Source organism: Micromonospora sp., assembly GCF_048594385.1.
GTDB classification, from domain to species: Bacteria; Actinomycetota; Actinomycetes; order Mycobacteriales; family Micromonosporaceae; genus Micromonospora; species Micromonospora wenchangensis.
Genome location: NZ_JBMDWU010000561.1, coordinates 1 through 18,030, shown reverse-complemented (window position 1 = coordinate 18,030; position 18,030 = coordinate 1). Strand labels below are relative to the sequence as shown.

General features: G+C 74.8%; 15 protein-coding genes and 1 pseudogene. 4 read left to right on the top strand and 12 right to left on the bottom strand.

All coding sequences use genetic code 11. The annotated features are described in order from the left end of the window. The 11 genes and pseudogenes from ACOJTC_RS29770 to ACOJTC_RS29720 all read right to left on the bottom strand — a co-directional run. Positions 1 to 498, bottom strand: a pseudogene (locus ACOJTC_RS29770) (hypothetical protein); the annotation flags it as partial. Continuing rightward, positions 482 to 1,030: a phage tail protein gene (locus ACOJTC_RS29765; protein ID WP_357933870.1), complete on the bottom strand. Its 549-nt coding sequence runs from the start codon at positions 1,028 to 1,030 to the stop codon at positions 482 to 484. The gene ACOJTC_RS29765 and the pseudogene ACOJTC_RS29770, both read right to left, overlap by 17 nt. Continuing rightward, positions 1,030 to 2,970 carry a putative baseplate assembly protein gene (locus ACOJTC_RS29760; RefSeq protein ID WP_420119364.1) on the bottom strand — a complete coding sequence of 647 codons (1,941 nt, stop codon included), beginning with the start codon at positions 2,968 to 2,970 and terminating at the stop codon, positions 1,030 to 1,032. Before ACOJTC_RS29760 ends, ACOJTC_RS29765 begins: the two co-directional genes overlap by 1 nt. Continuing rightward, on the bottom strand, positions 2,970 to 3,398 hold the full coding sequence (locus tag ACOJTC_RS29755) for a GPW/gp25 family protein (RefSeq protein ID WP_420119363.1): 429 nt from the start codon (positions 3,396 to 3,398) through the stop codon (positions 2,970 to 2,972). Before ACOJTC_RS29755 ends, ACOJTC_RS29760 begins: the two co-directional genes overlap by 1 nt. 8 nt (positions 3,399 to 3,406) lie before the next feature. After that, a complete protein-coding gene (locus ACOJTC_RS29750; protein WP_420119362.1) occupies positions 3,407 to 5,332 on the bottom strand; it encodes a phage baseplate assembly protein V in 1,926 nt (641 codons plus the stop codon). Between the two features lie 13 nt (positions 5,333 to 5,345). Continuing rightward, positions 5,346 to 6,476, bottom strand: a complete 1,131-nt coding sequence (locus ACOJTC_RS29745; RefSeq protein ID WP_420119361.1) for a phage tail protein — start codon at positions 6,474 to 6,476, stop codon at positions 5,346 to 5,348. Beyond that, positions 6,476 to 6,961, bottom strand: a complete 486-nt coding sequence (locus ACOJTC_RS29740) for a phage tail protein (RefSeq protein WP_088643770.1) — start codon at positions 6,959 to 6,961, stop codon at positions 6,476 to 6,478. Before ACOJTC_RS29740 ends, ACOJTC_RS29745 begins: the two co-directional genes overlap by 1 nt. Before the next feature lie 121 nt (positions 6,962 to 7,082). Next, the gene (locus ACOJTC_RS29735) at positions 7,083 to 8,207 is read right to left on the bottom strand and encodes a DUF4157 domain-containing protein (protein WP_420119360.1); all 1,125 of its coding nucleotides are present in this window, start codon (positions 8,205 to 8,207) and stop codon (positions 7,083 to 7,085) included. A gap of 2,250 nt (positions 8,208 to 10,457) precedes the next feature. Beyond that, positions 10,458 to 10,874: a hypothetical protein gene (locus ACOJTC_RS29730; protein ID WP_420119359.1), complete on the bottom strand. Its 417-nt coding sequence runs from the start codon at positions 10,872 to 10,874 to the stop codon at positions 10,458 to 10,460. After that, positions 10,861 to 11,343: a phage tail protein gene (locus ACOJTC_RS29725; protein ID WP_088643766.1), complete on the bottom strand. Its 483-nt coding sequence runs from the start codon at positions 11,341 to 11,343 to the stop codon at positions 10,861 to 10,863. The genes ACOJTC_RS29730 and ACOJTC_RS29725 overlap by 14 nt, the downstream gene beginning before the upstream one ends. A 56-nt stretch (positions 11,344 to 11,399) precedes the next feature. Continuing rightward, positions 11,400 to 12,962, bottom strand: a complete 1,563-nt coding sequence (locus ACOJTC_RS29720) for a phage tail sheath family protein (RefSeq protein ID WP_357933852.1) — start codon at positions 12,960 to 12,962, stop codon at positions 11,400 to 11,402. Between the two features lie 179 nt (positions 12,963 to 13,141). Here ACOJTC_RS29720 and ACOJTC_RS29715 point away from each other — a divergent pair, with 179 nt between their 5' ends. The 4 genes from ACOJTC_RS29715 (at position 13,142) to ACOJTC_RS29700 (ending at position 16,390) form a co-directional block, all read left to right on the top strand. Then, positions 13,142 to 13,759: a Pvc16 family protein gene (locus ACOJTC_RS29715; RefSeq protein WP_145917715.1), complete on the top strand. Its 618-nt coding sequence runs from the start codon at positions 13,142 to 13,144 to the stop codon at positions 13,757 to 13,759. Positions 13,760 to 13,871: 112 nt separating this feature from the next. After that, on the top strand, positions 13,872 to 15,224 hold the full coding sequence (locus ACOJTC_RS29710; protein ID WP_420119358.1) for a hypothetical protein: 1,353 nt from the start codon (positions 13,872 to 13,874) through the stop codon (positions 15,222 to 15,224). Further along, positions 15,221 to 15,964: a helix-turn-helix transcriptional regulator gene (locus ACOJTC_RS29705; RefSeq protein ID WP_420119357.1), complete on the top strand. Its 744-nt coding sequence runs from the start codon at positions 15,221 to 15,223 to the stop codon at positions 15,962 to 15,964. Before ACOJTC_RS29710 ends, ACOJTC_RS29705 begins: the two co-directional genes overlap by 4 nt. A gap of 33 nt (positions 15,965 to 15,997) precedes the next feature. Next, positions 15,998 to 16,390, top strand: a complete 393-nt coding sequence (locus ACOJTC_RS29700) for a PAAR domain-containing protein (protein WP_357933843.1) — start codon at positions 15,998 to 16,000, stop codon at positions 16,388 to 16,390. A gap of 129 nt (positions 16,391 to 16,519) precedes the next feature. Here ACOJTC_RS29700 and ACOJTC_RS29695 read toward each other — a convergent pair whose 3' ends face one another. After that, complete coding sequence (locus ACOJTC_RS29695; RefSeq protein ID WP_420119356.1) at positions 16,520 to 17,944, bottom strand: choice-of-anchor D domain-containing protein; 1,425 nt, start codon at positions 17,942 to 17,944, stop codon at positions 16,520 to 16,522. Positions 17,945 to 18,030: the final 86 nt, after the last annotated feature.

The window sequence follows — 18,030 nt, the reverse complement described above, 5'->3', positions numbered from 1 at the left end:
CGACCCGGGCGGACCGGACCGGACGCCCGGCGGCGTCGTCCCCGGCGGGCCGGGACGCCCACCGGGCGGCACGGCACCGGGCGGCATCGCACCGGGCGGCATCGCACCGGGCGGACCCAGGCCGGGCGGACCCGGCCGCGTCCCCGGCGGACCCACCCCGGGCGGACCCGGGCGGCCCCCAGCCGGACCCGCCCCCGGCGGCCCGGGACGCCGACCCGGTGGGCCGCCGGGCAGGCCGGCCGCTCCCCGGCCCGTCCCGCTGCCGACCCGCACCACGCCCTCGTCGACAGGTGAGCCGCCCGGCGCGGGCGCGATCACCCCGGCGATACGTTGCAGCAGCGTCGGCTTCTGCCGAAGCTCCTGCTCCGCCTCCTGGACCGTCTCGACCGGGATCTTCGGCACGGTCTTCTCGCCGGTCCACTCCAGGAAGCTGCCGCAGGACCCGCAGAAGGTGTCCGCGTCACCGTTGTGGTTGCCGCACTCACGACAGATGATCATGGTCGAGCACCTCCAGGGTCGTCGTCACGTGCGCCGGGACGACCGCGCGGCACAGCTCGTCGAGGGCGTGCCGGGCCACCGCCGCCGGATCGTCCACCCGCACCCGGACGTGCACCCGGGCCGGTGGCAGCGAGTCCGGCAGCGGCTCCGGCCGGGTCGACCAGGACACCCCGGTCGAGTCGAGGACCTCCACCTCGCCCCCGGTCGCCAGCTCCAGGGCCATCCGCAGCCCGGCGACCGTCCCGCGCAGCCGGTGCGCGGCGACCGCGCCGGCCACCATCGCGCGCTGCCGCCCGACCGGCCAGTTCTCGTCGAGCTGGGCACCGACCCAGTGGCCGAGCCAGAGCAGGAAGTCCGGCGGGGTCAGCGCCGGGTCCAGGTACGCGTCGAGACAGTCGAGGGTGGACACCACCGGCGCGAGCACCTCGTCCAGCCCCTCGGTCCAGCGCACCAGCAGGTCGTCCTCCTGCAACAGGGCGGGCAGGAAACCGGCGATCGGGTAAGGCATCGCCACGTCGACCGGGCCGCGCATCAGTGCTCCTCCACCCGGAGCTGGTGGTCGAAGGAGAAGACCAGGCTGTCCGGTTCCAGGTCGATCCGGCCGGCCTCGGTGCCCCGCTCGCCGGTCACCGGGTTGGCGGTGAACAGCCGCAGGTCCTCCACCAGCTCCACCCCGCGTACCCGCTGCAACACGGCGAAGAGTTCCCCGGCCTGCACCGGACGCCCGAACGGCCAGCCCCGACCGTCCGGGCCACCGCCGGCCAGCGGGCTGAGGAAGCCATACAGGGCGGCCAGGCCCTCCTCGCGGACCCGCTCGACGACGACCCGGGGCCGGGCGACGACCCGGGCCACCACGGTCACCCCCCGGTACCGGGGCGGCTCGACGACCACCCGGGTGCCGATCAGCCGGGTGGCGTCCAGCCGCCCGGCCACCCGGGCGAGGCTCGACTCGGCCGGGATCAGGTCCTCCAGCCGCAGCCGCCCGTCCTGCGCGGGCGCCGCCGGCACCACCAGCAGCCGTGCCACCGGTGGCCCGTCGCCGTTGCTCGGCACGCAGCGGACCCGGGCCAGCTCCGGGGCGGCCTCCCGGGCCAGCACCTCGTGGTCCTCGGCGGTCACCGCGCGACTGCGGCTGCGCAGCGTCAACGGACCCCGGCGGCGGGCCTCGTCCAGGGTCTCGCCGTCCACCCCGCCGCTGGCCGGGTGCCGGTTCTCCACCCCGGCGACGTACGGGATCGAGGTCCGCAACGCGGTGACCGCGCCGACGCCGACGTTGCCCCGGCTGCCGCCGCCCACCGCGTAGCGGCGCAGCCGCAGCCGACCGCCCCGGGGCGGCACCGCGCCGTAGCGGCGCAACGTGCCGTCGGGTTGCCGGACGGCCGGGCCGAACACCACCTCACCGGCCACCCCGTCGAGCAGGAAGTGCCGGTCCTCGGGGCCGCTGCCGGCGAAGTGCTCGACCGGCGACCACCGCTGCCAGCCGTCGTCGGAACTGACCTCCAGCACCGGGTCGCCGAAGCCGGCCAGCACCGGCCGGCGGGTCAGCGTGAACCGCTGGCCGGGGACTCCCTCGGAGTCGCCGAGTTCCTCGTCGTCCACCAGGTCGGCGTGCACCGCCTCGGTGGTGCCGCCGACGGTGTTCGCGGCCAACCCGAGGACCACCGGGGAGGCGCTGTAGCCGGGCTGCCCCTCCTGCGGGGTGACCACCCGGGCCCGCAGCCAACCGGCCAGTTCCCCGTCGACCAGGGTCGCCTGGTGTCCGGCGGGCACGTGCAGCAGGATCGCGCCGGGACGGTTCAACGCGCCGGTCTCGTCCAGCCCGACCTCGCATTCGAGCCAGCCGTCGGTGCCACGCGCCTCCCAGCGCAGCGGCGGGTGCAGCGGGTTCACCCCGACGCCGTCGACCCGGCCCTCGAACTCCAGCCGCACCGCGCAGCCGCCGACCGCCCGGTCCAGCCCGATCAGCAGTTCGTCGCCGGGCTGCGGCACCGGGGAGAACGCGGCCACCGGGCCGCCCAGTTCCAGGGCACCGGTCTGGTCGGTGATCCCGTCGGCGGTCCGGACCCGCAGCCGGGTCAACGTGCAGGGCGGCACGGCGAGGTCGGCGAGGGTGGCGAAGACCAGGGGGTCCCCGCCGTCGCCGACGGTCACCGCCCGCGTCCCCGCCGGCACGACCTGGGTGGCGCGGGCCGGGGTGGACAGCCAGAAGGTCAGCGTGGTCCTGGCTGCCGTGGGCGGCACCAGGCGTACCCCGATCAGTTCCAGGAACTTCACGTAGAGCCGGTCGGGCACCCGGTTGAGCCGGTAGATGAGCTGGTCGGTCAGGGACGCGAACGTCTCGATCAGGGTGATCCCCGGGTCGGCCGGGTGCAGGTCCGTCCACTCCGGGCAGCGGTCGGCGATCAACCGACGGGCGTCACCGACCAGGTCGTCGAAGCCCCGGTCGTCGAGGTCGGGGGCGGGCAGCGCCATCAGCCGAGCACCCCCGTACCGGTCAGTTCCCGGTCGCCGGGGAGGGTCCGCAGGTTGAGCCCGAGGGTGCCGGGCTCGTCGGTGTCGCGTACCCGGTAGCGGATCTCGATGTGCAGCAGCCCGTCGCCGCCGGCCGGGTCCTCGGTGACGGTGACGTCATCGATCTCGGCCCGGGTCTCCCAGCGTTGCAGGGCGGCGCGCACCTCCACCGCCACCGCGCGCCGGGTCTGCCCGGTGACCGGTTCGAAGACGAAGTCGCGCAGCCGGGAGCCGAACTCCGGCCGCATCGGGCGCTCGCCCGGGTAGGTCGCCAGGATCACGCACATCGCCTGCTCCAGCAGGGCGGTGCCGCTGATCGTGGCGAGCCGGCCGTTGGGCTGGACCCGCAGCGGAAAGGCACACCCGGTGCCGATGACGTCGGCCTGCATGGCACTCCTCAGTTGAGCTGGATGGGTTTGCCCTTGATGGCGGTCGACGCGGTGCCGCTGATGTTGACCTGCGTACCGCTGATGTCGACCGTCTTGCCCTTGAGCTTCAGGCTGGTGCCGCCGTCGAGGGTGAGGCTGCCGCCCGGACCGGCCTTGATCTCCACGGCGGTCTGTCCGGTGCACTCGATCAGCAACTTGCCGGGTTTGTCGGGCGCGCAGCGCAGGGTCACCGTGCCGGCCACCTGGTCCATCGCCAGCGAGAGCTTGTCGCCCTTGGTGCCGAGGACCACGTCGGCGGCCGTCGGCTGCCCCTTGCCGCCGGGCGGCACCTCGTCGTGAAAGACCAACCGGCTGCCCGAGGGCGACAGCAGGCCGCGCCGGATCACCGAGCTGGTCTGCCCCACCGACTTCACCCCGCTCGCCCCGGGCTTCGTCGACGACGACTGGCCGCCGTCGAGGCCGTAGCCGGTGTGCCGGCTGGGCAGGCTGCCGAGGACGTACGGGCGGCGTACGTCGCCGAACTCGAACGCGACGAGCACCTGGTCACCCGGCTCCGGCACGAAGAACGCACCACCGGTCGGGCCGGCGAAGAGCTGCCCCACCGGCGCCCAGTCGGTCTCGTGGTCCGGCGACAGCCAGGGCAGCGCCAGGGTGACCCGGCCCAGGTTCTGCGGGTCCTTGACGTTGCTGACCACCCCGCAGACCACCCCGTCGATCCGGGCCGGACCGCCCGGGTCACCACCGCCGGTGTCCGCCAGTCCGAGCAGCGACCGGTCCTGCGTCCCGCCGATGGTGAACTCGGTGCGGTAGCCCTCCCCGGACTCGTCGAAGACGTGCCGGGCGGCGCTGAGCGTCCAGGTGCCGGCGAACGGGGCCGGCACCCCGTCCACCTTGACCGCCTTGCCGGCGACCAGCCGGGCGTCGCCCAGCGCCTCCCCCTCCGCCTCGGCGAACCCGCCACCGATGCTGGCGGCGAGCCCCTTCGCGACCTGGGTGACCGCGCCGTCGGCCCGGCCGGGCACGGGCAGTCCCCGGCCGACCAGGACGTGCGCGCGGGGTCCGGGGGCCGGCCCGACGTCGCCGACCGCACTGTTGCCGGCCCGTGGCGGTGCCGCCGCGCTCCGGGGGACGAACGTGTCGGCGGCGGCGGTCGGCGTCCGGCCGGCCAGGCTCACCCCGTCGGCGGTGGTCGCGGTACGGCTCGCCACCGTCGTCGCGGCGACCGGGTCCCAGGCGCGCACCTCGACCTCGGGGGCGAGGTTGCCGGCGCTGACCCGGGGCAGGAAGCGGCGCAGGTTGCCCCGGAAGGTCAACGGCACCGGGCTGCCGGCCCGGCGGGCGGTGGCCGCCCGGCGGAAGTGGAACCGGTCCCCGTCCGCGCCGATCTCGTAGCCGATCTCCCGGGCGCGGGCGGTGAGGAACTCCCAGTCGGTCTGGGCGACCTGGGACAGGTGGGCCAACCGGCCGGTGGTGGCGTCGATCGTGCCGACCGACAGTTTCGCGGCGGTCGCCACCTGCCGGGCAACGTCGGCATCCGACTGGTTGAGGAAGGTACGGGTCCGCCGCACCCGGTGCAGCCGGTGGTCGTGGGTGTAGCCGCGCACCACCACGTGGGCGCTGACGTCCACGAAGTGCCCCTCCACGGCGGTCACCTCGCCGCTGATCAGCCGGTGCTCGGCCGAGCCGTCCCCGGTCGGGCCGAAGACCTGCACGGCGGTGCCCAGCTCCAGTCCGGCCGTGCGCAGCACGCTGCCGTCCAGGTCGGCGAAGGTCAGCTCGAACATGTCCGGCAGGGCGGCCTGGGTGTCCACCACCACCCGTACCAACTGGTCGGCGGCGGCCGTCGGCAGCGCCCGGCCGGCGGTGCCGACGGTGACCCGGGGGCGCAGCGTCGCCGTACCCCAGAGCAGGCCGTGCCGGTCGATCGTGGTCATCGTCTCGCCCCCACTACCGCCGCGCCCCGACGGACGCGCCCCTGGCCTGCGCCCGCATCGGGTCGTCCAGGCCGCTGGCCAGCGCCCGCTGCCGCCACTGAGCCGGGTCGGTCCGCACCGACCGGGTGGGCACCGGGCCGCCGCGCTTGGGGAAGATCTCCCCCTCGATCACGATCAGGTCCAGGGTGGCCTGCGCCCGCACCGGCTGCCCGTCACCGTCGAACCGGGTCAGGTTGACGTTCAGCGTGCTCAGATTGACGGCCATCGACAGCTTTCCCCAGGTGAAGGTCAACCGGGGCAGCTCGATGCTGGACGCGGTGCGGCTCTGCTCGTCGACGCTCGGCGGGCCGGAGAAGGCGATCAGCTTCTGCACGTCCTGGGCCACCCCCGCGCCGACCAGCAGCACCTCGCCGGCCATCACCCGCAGCGCGGTGTCGGAGGTGAGTTCCACCCCCCGGCCCCGGCCGACGAGCTGGGACGCCCGGGAGGAGCGGGTGATGCCCATCTTGGCCGGGTTGTAGGAGAACGCGACCCGACCGAGCGTCGGCGACGACAGGGTCGCCGTCTCCGCCTTGGCCTGCAGGTCGGGGAAGAACCCCTCGTGCACCAGCTCCAGCCGTTCCACCGCGACCTGGTTGCTGTCCGAGGAGAGGTCCGGGCCCGTCCACGACGACGGCCGTACGCCGTAGAGCAGCCAACTGTTGACCGGTTCGCCGTCGGCGTCGAGCAGGGTGATCCGGGCGGTGGTCCGGGTGTCGTCGCCGGTGCCGTCCTGCCACGAGCGCAGCACCCCGACCAGCCACTGTTGCAGTTGCGCGGAACTCTCCCGGTGCACCGCCCGTTCCAGCACGACCGGGGCGTAGCTGACCTCGCCGGGCAGGTGGTACTGGCCGACGTAGTCCCCGGTCACCCGGACCACCTCGGGCCGGAAGTCGGCCCGCAGGCCCCGGCAGGAACGCCACAGCCCGATCGGGACGTCGCCGATGGTCACCTGGAAACGCATCGCCAGGCCGAGCTTGAGGGTCCGCTTGACCCCCGGCCCGTCGCGGAACATCTGCAGCAGGCCGCCGGAGGCGAGCCCCTGCGCGGTCTGGCTCGGGTCGCCCAGCATCCCGCCGAGCTGGCCTGCGGAGATGGCGGCCATCAGAGCGAGAACTTCACGTCGTCGTGCAGGAAACCGGTGTGCGCCAGTTCCAGCGTCTCGACCGCCACCCCGCTGTGGCTCGGGTCGAGTTCCGACACCGACCAGCCGACCGGGAAGAAGTGCTTCAGGTCCCAGCCGACGATCTTCAGGCCGACGCTGTCGACGAGCTGGATCGTGCCGCTGAGCGGGCGGTACCGGTTGGCCTGCTGGCAGAGCCACTCCTGGACGACCTGGGAGTCGAAGCAGACCGCCCGGCTGAGCCGGATCCGGCTGTAGGTCGGCTCCCCCACGTACGTGAAGACGTCGTTGCTGTCCCCGGCCCGGTACTCGCACACCTGCCAGGTCACCCCCAGCCCGGAGACCCGGGACCAGGAGCCGAGGTTGTACCGCTCGTCGTCGATGACCACGAGGTACCTGTGGTTGACGCCGGTGACCTCGAAGAAGCCGCCCATCAAGCGGGCCGCGGTGGAAAGACCGCCTGCCATCGTTTCGCCCTCCTCGTCGCCTCGTCCTGGTCCCGCGTCCGTGCGGTCGTGCCACCTGCCGTGCGTCCTGCCACCTGGCGTGCCTCGTGCCACCTGCCGTGCGTCGTGCCGCCCGGCGTGCTCAGCGGAACTGGGTCAGCCGTCCGCTGCGTTCCCGGTCGACAAGCAGCTCCTGCCGCAGCCGTCCGCGTAACCGCCCGTACAGGCGGCCGGCCAGTTCCTCCAGGTCGTCGGGGTTCTCCAGGTCGACCGGCCGGCCCGGCGACCGGTCCGGCACCCGGTCGGCCTCCCGGTCCAGCCGGGCCGCCGTGGCCCGTCCCCGGTCGGCCACCGTGCGCAGCTCGGCCCGGAGCCGCTCCACCGCGTCGCGTACCTCGGCGATCCGGCCCGCGCTGCGGTCGATCGCGGGTGCCGCCGTCGCTGCGGCCACCTCGGCCCGCAGGGCGTCCGACGGCGGCCCGGCCGGCGGATCGATGGCCTGGTCCTGCTGCTGGTCGAGTTCGCCCCGCACCAGCGCCCGCAGGTCGTCGAGGGTGGCCGCCGGGGTGTCCATCGACGCCCGCTGGAGCGGGTGGGCGGCCGGCGGCGGGCCGGTCGACGCTGTCGGGGGTACGCCTCCCGCACCGGGCTTCGCCTGCCAGGTCAGCCCGCCGCCGGGGGTGGTCCCCCAGGTGCCGACGGTACCCGGGGGTGTCGGCGCGGCACCCCCGCCGGCCAGCGGTGCGACGGGTGGCAGCGGGCCTCCGGCACCCGGCCCACCGCCGTCGCCGAAGGCGTGCTCGGCGGCGAGGGCACGCGCCTCCAGGTCCCGGCCGGTGCCTGTCGACTCGGCCGGTGGTGTCGCCCCGAACGCCCGCTGCTGCACCACGTGGGCCAGCTCGTGGGCGAGCAGCGCGCGGGCGGGCGGCGCGTCCAGTGGCCCGGCCGACGCCGGCAGCAGCACCTCGCCGCCCCGGGTCGCCGCCCGTGCCCCGGCCTGCTGCACCACCTCCGTGGCCGCCGCGCCCCGCCACACCGGCACCGCCGCGACGTCCACGCCGTACCGCTGCCGGAAGCCGTCCACCAGGGCCGCCGGCACCTGCTCCGGAAGCTCCGGGTCGCCCACCGCAGTGGGCGGCGGACCCGCGCGGTGCGCCAGCGACCCGGCCCCCTGCACCGTGGTCGTTGCCGGGCCCGGCCGGTCGTCCGCCACCGTCGGCACGGCCGTGACGACCCCGACGGGGTACGCCGGGACCTGCGCGTCCATGGCTGGTACGACCGTCGGCCGGCCGACCCGCTCGGCCGACGGTACGGGTGGGTGCGGGACGCCGGACGGCACCGTTTCCGCCTGTCCCGGGCCGGCCGACGGTCCCTGCCCGGCCCGGCCGTGCTCCCGGTCCACTCCCGACTCAGGCCCGGCCGGCGTGGACCGTTCCGGACGCCGGGTGAGGAAGAAGGACGACGGCGGGGACACCGGCTCGGGGCGGTGGGTGTCCCGCCCCACCGGTGGGGCGGGCCGATAGTCCCCGGTGTCGTGCGCTGCCGCCGGACCCGGCCGCTCCTCCGCGATGTCGCGCCCCGCCGGTCCTGGCTGGCCCTCCGACGCCGGCCGCTCCACAGGGTCCGTGACTGGCCGGCTCCCGGACACCGGCCACTGGTCAGGGTCCGGGAGTGGCCGGATGCCGGACGCCGGCCACTGGTCGGGGTCCGTGACTGGCCGCTCCCCGGACGCCGGCCGCTCGACGGGGTCCGTGACTGGCCGGTTCCCGGACCCCGGCCAGTCGGCCGGGTCCGCGCGCCGGGTCGGTGCCGTGGCACCTGCGGTCACGCCGTCCCGGGTCCCTTCGGCCGGGTGTGCCGGCGGCGCGGCTGCCGATCCGGCCACGGCACCGGCCTCGTCGAGGGTCCCGCTCCGGTGGTCCGCCGGCCCGGTCACCCGCGCCGGGTATTCCGGGCGGTCCTGCCCGACGCCCGCCGGCCGGTCCTGCCCACCGCCCGGCGAGCCGTCCCGCCGACGGTCGGTGGGGACGTCGCGGTCGCTGCCGGTGGCCTCGTCCGGGCCGATCCGACTGCCCGGTTCGGGCTGGTCCCGGGTGGCGGACCCGCCTTCCCGGGTGGCGGGCCCGACGGGCCGCCCCGGGGCGACGGTGGGCGGGGCGGTCGTGCCACCCGGATCGGCTGATCCCTGGTCCGCCGGGGAGGCCGGCTCCTGGTGCGGTCGCGCCGTCGTCGGTCGGGCGGCGCGGCCCCGACGTCCGGCGAAGGCCACCTCGACCGGGCGCACCTCACCGGCCGACGGCGGGGTCCCCTCCGGATCGCTCCGACCGTCGTGACCCGGGGCGGCGGTGGCCGTGCCCCGGCCGGTGTCCGGCAGTCCCGGCCGGGCACGCCCGCCGCCGGCCGACGCCCGGGACTCCTCGGCGGCCCGGGTGGCCTCCGCCGCCAGGTAGGCGACCTCGAATCCCGGCGGCGGCCAGACCTGCGCGGTCGGCAGACCGGCGGCGGCGAACTGCGCTGCCGTCCGGGCGGCTGCGGCATCCTCCCCGGCCTCGTCGGATCGCCCGGCGGACGGTGGTTGCTGCGGATTCTCCGGCCCGTCCGTCGGACCCGGTGCCGGCAGGACACCCTCTCCCCCGGGCCTGTTCGCCGCCCCGCTCGGGCCACGCTGCACCGTCGAAGGCTGGTCTACGGCCGGACCACCGGCCACGTTCCACCCCGCGTCCGGCGACGAACCGCCGTCCCCCGCCGGACCCGGAATCGCCCCCGGCACCACCGCCGGCCCGTGGCCGAAGACCGGACCGTGGCCGGAAGTCACGCCACGACCGAGGGCCGGACCCTGGTCGGGAGCCGGACCGCCGTCGAGGGCGGGACCGTGGCCGAGGGCGGGACCGTGGCCGCCCGACCGGGTCGGATCGGGTGGCGACGGCATTACGGTCGCCGGGCCGGCAACCCGTTGCGGGACTCCCGGCAGACGGCCGCCCGACCAGGGAAACGGCGACGCGTCGTCCCTGGTCGGCGGGGCCTCGTACGCCACCGGGGCGACCGGCCACCCGGCACCCGGACCGGCCACCGCCGGCCGGACCGGAGCGGTTGACGTCCACCCGGCCGGAGCGGTCGGCGGGCGGTGGGGCGCAGCGGTGTCGTACCGGATCGGGGTCGGGTCGGTGAGCGCGGCCGGCCCGACGGACGGCGCGGAGGGCACCGGGGCCGGGCCGGCGAACGGGCGGGCCGGGTGAGCGGCGGTCGGGGGCCGCGACGGGTCGTCCGTGGCCGTCCCGGGCTGCGGGATGGTCACCATCGCCGAGGCGGGTGCCACGGTCAGCAGGGGCAGGCGTGGCAGGACCGGGTACCGGTCGGTGGACACCCACGACGCGACCGGAACAGGTGCGGGTACGGGTGCCCCGACCGTCCGGCGGCGACGCGGCCAGAACGGCTGTCCGGGCCGTAACGACCAGGCCATGCCCACCTCCTTCAGATTCCGGTTCGGGTGTACGGCGTCGGGCCGCCCGGGGCTGGGTCAGGATTCGTCGGGCCAGCCGCCGGCCAGGTCCACCGCGAAGCGCCCCCCGCAGCGGGGGCAGGCCACCTCGGCCCCGGTGTGCCCCTGCTGGTTGATCCGCCGGTAGAGGTCCTGGAGGAAGGCCAGGTCGGAGGCGAAGAGGTGCTCGATCACGTCGACGTCGACGGCCTGCACCCCGCCGATGCGGGTGACCGTCCGGGCGAGCAGCAGCACGGCGAGGAACGCCGGATTCTGGCGTACCCGGGGATCGCCCTGGGGGGTGATCTCGTCGCGGGCGGTCGCCAGCCGCATGGTGCCCTCGCGGTGCACCCCGCCCCGGTCGTCGACCAGCCCGCGCGGCAGCACGAACGGGTACTCGGTCCGCAGGCCCGCCGCCGGTGCGGCGGCGGGCTCGGCGAGGCTAGATCCGCGCATTGAAGTCGAACAGGTCGTCGCACATCAGCGTCACCGTCTGGTAGACGATGTCGGTGGCCCCGGCCTTGACCCCGCTGACCTCCACCCGCGACGGCCAGGCGTTGGTCATCATGTACGTCAGCCGGGCGTCGCCGTTGAGGTCGTCACCGGGGCCGTAGAGCTTCAGGGCGCAGTCCCGGTAGGCGTCGTACATCATGTTGCGCACCTTCTGGTGCCAGAGCCACAGGTCGCCGTTGAGGTCGAGGCCCCGCTTGAGGGTGACCGTCGGCGGCTTGGTCCGACCGAAGTGCCGGGAGAAGATCGGCCCGGTCGTGCCGGCGGCCATGTACTCCGCGTTCTCCACCTCGCTGCTGATCCCGACCAGCTCGGCGAAGTTGATCGCCGACATGCCCGGCACCTCCAGCCGGAAGACGGCGGCACTGATGATCTGGGTGTTCTGCTTCGGGTCCTGGGTACCCTGACCGGCCATGCTCGTTTCTCCTGGTCTCGTCGTCGCTCAGGTCGGGTGCTCGCCGCCGGGGCCGGTCAGTCGCCGGAGCCCTGCGAGAGCTGGGAGAGTCGGAACACCACGAACTCGGCCGGCTTGACCGGGGCGATGCCGATGTCGACGGTGAGGATGCCGGCGTCGAGGTTCTCCGGCGGGTTGTTCTCGGCGTCGCACTTGACGAAGAACGCCTCGGACCAGGTGTCGCCCATCAGCGCGCCGCTGCGCCAGACCCGGCGCAGGAACATCGTGATGACCCGTCGCACCGCGTCCCAGAGGCGCGGGTCGTTGGGCTCGAAGACCACCCAGTTGGTGCCGAGCAGGATCGACTTCTCGATCCAGTTGAACAGCCGCCGGACGTTGAGGTAGCGCCACTCGGCGTCGCTGGACAGCGTCCGTGCGCCCCAGATCCGGATGCCCTGCCCGGGGAAGGCCCGGATGCAGTTGACCCCGATCGGGTTGAGCTGGTCGTGTTCGCCCTTGGTCAGCCCGCTCTCCAGGGCGAGCGCCCCCCGGATGATCTCGTTGGCGGGTGCCTTGTGGACGCCCCGGGTGTCGTCGTTGCGGGCCCACACACCGGCGACGTGCCCGCTGGGCGGCATGAAGACCGCCCGGCCCTGCGCCGGGTCCATCACCTTGACCCAGGGCCAGTAGAGGGTGGCGTACTTGGAGTCGTAGCCGGCGACGTCCATCCGCCACTCCTTGAGGCGCTGCGGGTGCAGGCCGGGCGGCGGGTCGAGGATGGCCACCCGGTCGCCCATCAGCTCGCAGTGCGCGATCATCGCCAACTGGACGGCCTTGAACGCCTCGTCGTCGATGGCCCCCTGCTGGTGGGCGGCGGCCAGGTCGGGGACGCAGAGCATGGTGATGTCCTCGATCGCCTCCAGCCCGGCGAAGCCGGTCCGGTCGCTGACGTCGCCGACGTAGTCCTCGGCGCGTACCCGCAGGTCGCCGGTGCCGGTCGTGGTGGCCGGCAGCGCGGGCGCGGCCAGGGTGATCTCGGCGCCGCGTCGGGGCGGGGCGAGGGTCGCGCCCTTCGCCTCCTCGATCTGGATCAGCTTGGACTGCTGGCGGACGGCGGTGACCACGTTGCCCGCGCCCCGCTTGGTGGTCAGGTTGTCAAGCGTCTCGACCGGTTTGCCGGCCTGCTTGACGACGAGCTTGAACGCGTCGTCGCCGCCCTCGGAGGCGTCGGCGACCTCGACCGAGAGGTCCTGGCCGGCGGGGCCGGGCAGCGCCGCCCGGACGGTGAAGGAGAGCCGGCCGTTGTCACCGGCCGCCGGTACGGCCGCAGCCGCGTACGACTCACCGGCGGCTTCGTCGGCGGCGGAGTCCGCGCCGGCACCACCCACCCGGACCACGTACGCGGAGCCGCCCCCGTTGAGGAAGTAGCCGTAGACCGACAGCGGCAGGAAGCTGCCCGCCACGAAACCACCGAAGGTGCGGGTGTACTGCGTCCAGTTCGTGATCAGCGTGGGCTCGTCGACCGGCCCCTTCTCGGCGAAGCCGACGAACGCGGCGACGGCCGTCCCGACCGCCTCGATCGGCCTCGACCCGGAGGAAACCTCCTCCACGTAGACGCCCGGCGACAGATACGTCGGCATCGAACCTCCTGTACGACTGTGTGATGGGGCCGAGCCTGCCAACGCCGACCGCCCGTCAGGGCTGCCCGCCGGGACGCCACCGGGGTAGGCACCACTGCCCCCAAGGGCAACCGATCCGCCCCGACGGCCTGCCCGGCCGCCGCCCGCGCTCCCGTTCGGGCAGCCGGCAGGGTGGACGGATGATCTGGGATGTCGACCTGTCGGTCCGGGCCTGGTTGGGCCACTACCTGCCGGCGGACGTGCCGGTCGTCTTCGACCCGCCGGACCGGTGCGCGCAGCGTGCCGACGGTGACCTGGTCTCGGCGTTCCTGCTGGACGTCGAGGAGGACTCGGCGGGCGTCTCGGCGACCTGGGACGAGCTGCGCGACGCCGACGGCCAGCTCGTCGGGCGTCGCCCGCCGGGCCGCCGGTACCGGTTCAGCTACCTGTTGACCGCCTGGGCGGCCGACACCGAGCGGGAGCACCGGCTGCTGGGTGACCTGCTGGTGGGCTGTGCGAGCTGCACCGCTCTGCCGTCGGGGTTCCTCACCGGTGCGGTGGCCCGCGCCAACCAGCCGGTGGTGGTGCGCAGCGCGCCCCGGCGGGAGGGGGACACCGGTTCCGCCTGGGTGGGGTACGGCGGGACCGCCCGGACCGGGCTGCACCTGCAACTGCTCGTGCCGTTCGTGCCCGAGACGCAGACCGACCTGGCCCCGCCGCCGCGCGAGGTCAGCGTGAACAGCGGCGGCGGCCGGCCCGCCGGCCCCGGCGGGGTGGCGGGCCGGCGGCCGAGGGGCGGGATCAGCGAGCCGCGCTGACGGCCCGCTGCCCGATCAGGCGTTCCGCTGCCCGTTCAGGTAGCCACGGCTGCCCCTTGGTGTTCCTCGATCGTGGTTCTGCCGGCCGCACCCGCGCGGCCACACTGCCCGCATGAGTGTCGCTGTGGGACTTGTCGAGACCGACCTCACCGTCGCCGCGGGCGGCACGGTCGGCTGCACCGTCCGGGTGCGTAACACCGCCGCCGTCGTCGACCAGTTCACCCTGGACGTGGTCGGCGACGCCGCACCGTGGGCCGAGGTCGAGCCGGCGACGATGAACCTGCTGCCCGGCACCGAGCAGGAGGCGCGGGTGACGTTCACGCCGCCGCGTGCGGCGACCGTGCCGGCCGGCAGCGTCGACTTCGGGGTACGGGTGCGGGGGCGGGAGAACCCCGAGGGTTCGGTGGTCGAGGAGGGCACCGTCACCGTGCAGCCCTTCGTGGAGCTGGCGACGGAGCTGGTGCCCCGGACCTCGCAGGCGCGGCGCGCCGCCCGGCACCAGCTGGTGATCGACAACACCGGCAACGTCGAGACCACGGTCGAGGTGCTGCCCGCCGACCCGGACCGGTTGCTGACCTTCCGGGTGCTGCCGGCCGCACCGGTGCTGCGGCCGGGCACCGCCACGTTCGTGAAACTCCGGGTACGCCCCCGCAAGCGGTTCCTGCTCGGCCCGGACCGCAACCTGCCGTTCCAGGTGGCGGTGACCCGTCCCGACGCCGAGCCGATCACCAGCGACGGCCTGCTGGTGCAACGGTCCGTCCTGCCGGCCTGGTCGCCCCGGGTGGTGCTGGTGGCCGCCGCGGCGGCGGTGGCCCTGGTGGGGCTCTGGTTCGCGGTGCTCAAGCCCACCGTGCAGTCCACCGCGAAGGAGGCCGCGCAGGTGGAGACCAAGGAGTTGTCCCAGGAGGTGGCCGAGGTGAAGACCCAGGCCAGCGAGGCGGCGCAGACCGCCGAGAAGGCCGAGAAGGTGGCCATCGTCGCGGCCGGTGCCAGCCCGAAACCGAGCGCGGCCCCGAGCCCGACGACCGACACCGGAAAGGGCAACGGCAGCGGGCCGGGTGCCCAGGGCGGGACGCTCGACAACGCCGACCCGGAGACCGCCGCCGACTTCCGGGTGGCGACCAGCGCGTCGCCGACCACCTCCAACGAGTTCACCCTCTCCACCTACCGGCCGGCCGACAAGAAGGTGCTCTGGGTGACCGACATCGTGCTGCAGAATCCGCACGGCGACGCCGGCCTGCTCCAGGTGCGGCGGGGCGACACGGTGCTGCTAGAGACCGGTCTGAACAACTTCCGGGACCTGGACTACCACTTCGTGCAGCCGCTGCGGTTCTCCGCCGGCCAGCCGGTGACGGTCGCGGTGAAGTGCGCGAACCCGGGCACCACGGCGTGCACCCCGGCCGCGTACTTCGCCGGTCAGCTCGTGCCGGTCGCGCCCACCCCGAGCCCTTCCCCGAGCCGATGAGCGACCCGCACGCCGCCGCCCGGCAGGCCCCCGGCCCGCGCTCCGCCCACGACACCGCCGACCCGGCCGACACCGTCCATCCGGCCGACACCGTCCACCCGGTGCCGGTCCGCGCGGCGGTCCGCTCCCGCGACCCGATCTCCCAGGCCGGGGTGACGGCCCAGCTCGACACCGTCGGGCCGGACGAACCCGCAGGTGCACGGCCGGTCGTGGTGGCCGGCCCCGACGACGACCCGGACATCCTGGTGATCGTCGCCGACACGGTGGACGGGTGGCTGCTGGCCCAGCTCGAAGCCCTGATCGGGCGGCCGTCCCCCCGACCGGTGCTGGTGGTGGGGCAGCTCGACGACACCGCCGGCCTGCAGGCGATCGAGGCGGGCGGCCTGAGTCTGGTACGCCGTTCGGAGAGCACCGCCACCCTGCTGCGCGAGGTGGTCCGGGCCGCCGCCCGGGGCGAGGCGAGGCTCCCCACCGACCTGCTCAGCTCGCTGCTGATCCGGGTGGGCCGGGCGCAACGGCAGGTGTTGGCGCCCCGGGGGTTGACCATCCTGCCGTTGTCCCCGCGTCAGCTCGCCGTGCTCCGGATGATCGCCGCCGGGGCGGACATCGCGACGATCGCCCGGGAGCTGTCCTACTCGGAGCGCAGCATCAAGAACATCGTGCACGAGATCACCACCCAGCTGGGCGTGCGTAACCGCACCCAGGCGGTCGCGCACGCCATCCGCGAGGGGCTGATCTGATCCCGTCCCGTCGCTCAGGGGGAGGTTGTCATCGTGGGCGTACCCGCGGCGAAGCTCGGTGACAAGGTGGTCGGCACCGACACGCACATCATCATGGTGCCCTCACCGGCCGGGCCGGTGCCGACACCCACCCCGATGCCGTTCGCCGGGACGATCGCCAACGGGTGCAGCACCGACGTGCTGATCGAGGGCAAGCCGGCCGCCGTCGTCGGCAGCGTCGCGGTGAACGCCCCGCCGCACGTGCCGACCGGTGGGCCGTTCCAGACGCCACCGAACAACCAGGGCACGATCATCGCCGGCAGCCCGCTGGTGCTGATCAACGGCAAGCCGGCGGCCCGGCACGGCGACAAGGTCAACACCTGCAACGATCCCGCGCCGCTGCCGGCCGGCAGCATCGTCGCCACCGGTCAGGTACTGGTCGGCTGAGCGGGCCGCGTGCCCTGGGCGACCCCGCCGGGGTGGCCCAGCGGTGGCCCGGGTCCCGGTGCGCGCCGGCGGTGGCCAAGGTCCCGGTTGGCCCGGGTCGGGTGCGGTGCGCCCCGGCGGGTGGGCCGGTCAGCGGCGGCGGGTGAAGGGGCCCGGCTGGGCGGTCGCCGACTGCACCAGGAACGTGCCGCTGGTCACCTGGCCGACCGCCGGCACCGAGGCGAGCGCGGCCCGGGGGCCGGCGAGCCCCTCCTCGAAGACCACCATCGGCACCGCGAACCGGCCGGACGCGTCGGCGACCGCCGTCACCGTGCCGGTGCCGTCGACCCAGCCGACCAGCACCTCGGCACCGGCCGGGAAGCCCTGGCCGAGCGCGGTGACCACCTGGCCGGGACGGCCGACGCCCGGGTTGAACTGCAACGTCGGGCTGCGACCCGAGACGCTCAGCGCCAGCGACTGGGCGGCGACCCCGCCGGTGTCGGTGGCGCTGGCGAGGCTGAGCGTCGACGTCGCCGCGCCGATCGCCCGGGGGGTGGCGGTGAGCGCCATCGTGCAGGATTTGGCGACGGCCAGCACCCCGGCGCAGGTGGAGCCGGTGACCGCGAAGACCGCCGGGAGGGGCTGTTCGGCGAGGGCGGCGGCCACGGTCAGCGGGTAGTCGCCGGTGTTGGTGAGGGTCACCGTCCGGGCCGCCGAGGGCACCCCGAGGGGGACCTCCCCGAGGTCGAGCGTGGCGGCGTCGGAGTGCAGCACCGGTACGTCGGGTGCCGCGCCGCTGACGGTCACGGTCAGCCGTTCCGGCTCGCCCTGCACGATGCCGTCCACGGACACGTCGAGGCGGCAGGCGTACTCCCCGTTGCGGGCTGCGGGGTCGACCGCGACGGCGACGGTGAGGTCGACGGTGCCGCCGCTGTCGACGGTCTGCTCGGTCGGTGTGACGGAGGCCGTGAGCTGCGGGTCGCAGTCGGTGATCCGGGCGCCGACGGTGCTCTGGATGGCGCGGATGCCGGCCAGGATGGCGTTGGAGACCTCGGCGGGGCCGGCGGCGTTGAGCAGCACGCCCCCGGTCTGCCTGGCGATCTCGGTGAACTGTCCGGACTGGTCGAGGGAGGAGCTGCCCGGGTTGCCGACGTCCACCGCCACCACCCGTACGCCCCGGGTGGTCAACGCCCCGATGGTGCCGGCGAGGTCGTGGTCGACGCTCGGGTCGTGCGACGGCGCGTCCCCGAAGATCACCACGATCGGGCTGCTCTCGGCCCGCAGGCTCACCGCCCCGGTGGCCACGGAGTACAGCGCGTTCAGGCCGGCCTCCGGGTCGTCGCCACCGCCCCCGGCGGTCCAGACGTTCACCGCGTCCTGCACCTCGGACGGCACGGCGGTCAGGTCCCGGTCGAGCCGGAAGACGAACTCGTCGCCCTCGTCCCGGAACTCGGCGACCGCGAACCGGGCGTCGGGCTGGACGCCGCTGATGTCGTCGACGATCCGCTTCGCGTTGACCCGGACGTCGTTCAGCGCCGCCTGCATGCTGCCGGTCGTGTCGGCGAGCAGCACCACGTCGGGGCGGGGCGGGATGGTCGCGGGGGGGGACGTGGGGGTTTGAAACCACGCGCCCCCCGGGGTCTGGCCGATGGTGGTGCAGG

Coding starts and splice junctions, on each gene's coding strand:
- ACOJTC_RS29760 (WP_420119364.1), bottom strand. CDS start 2,970: ATGGCGCTGCCCGCCCCCGACCTCGACGACCGGGGCTTCGACGACCTG.
- ACOJTC_RS29755 (WP_420119363.1), bottom strand. CDS start 3,398: ATGCAGGCCGACGTCATCGGCACCGGGTGTGCCTTTCCGCTGCGGGTC.
- ACOJTC_RS29710 (WP_420119358.1), top strand. CDS start 13,872: ATGAGTGTCGCTGTGGGACTTGTCGAGACCGACCTCACCGTCGCCGCG.
- ACOJTC_RS29730 (WP_420119359.1), bottom strand. CDS start 10,874: ATGCGCGGATCTAGCCTCGCCGAGCCCGCCGCCGCACCGGCGGCGGGC.
- ACOJTC_RS29745 (WP_420119361.1), bottom strand. CDS start 6,476: ATGGCCGCCATCTCCGCAGGCCAGCTCGGCGGGATGCTGGGCGACCCG.
- ACOJTC_RS29705 (WP_420119357.1), top strand. CDS start 15,221: ATGAGCGACCCGCACGCCGCCGCCCGGCAGGCCCCCGGCCCGCGCTCC.
- ACOJTC_RS29715 (WP_145917715.1), top strand. CDS start 13,142: ATGATCTGGGATGTCGACCTGTCGGTCCGGGCCTGGTTGGGCCACTAC.
- ACOJTC_RS29725 (WP_088643766.1), bottom strand. CDS start 11,343: ATGGCCGGTCAGGGTACCCAGGACCCGAAGCAGAACACCCAGATCATC.
- ACOJTC_RS29765 (WP_357933870.1), bottom strand. CDS start 1,030: ATGCGCGGCCCGGTCGACGTGGCGATGCCTTACCCGATCGCCGGTTTC.
- ACOJTC_RS29740 (WP_088643770.1), bottom strand. CDS start 6,961: ATGGCAGGCGGTCTTTCCACCGCGGCCCGCTTGATGGGCGGCTTCTTC.
- ACOJTC_RS29750 (WP_420119362.1), bottom strand. CDS start 5,332: ATGACCACGATCGACCGGCACGGCCTGCTCTGGGGTACGGCGACGCTG.
- ACOJTC_RS29735 (WP_420119360.1), bottom strand. CDS start 8,207: ATGGACGCGCAGGTCCCGGCGTACCCCGTCGGGGTCGTCACGGCCGTG.
- ACOJTC_RS29720 (WP_357933852.1), bottom strand. CDS start 12,962: ATGCCGACGTATCTGTCGCCGGGCGTCTACGTGGAGGAGGTTTCCTCC.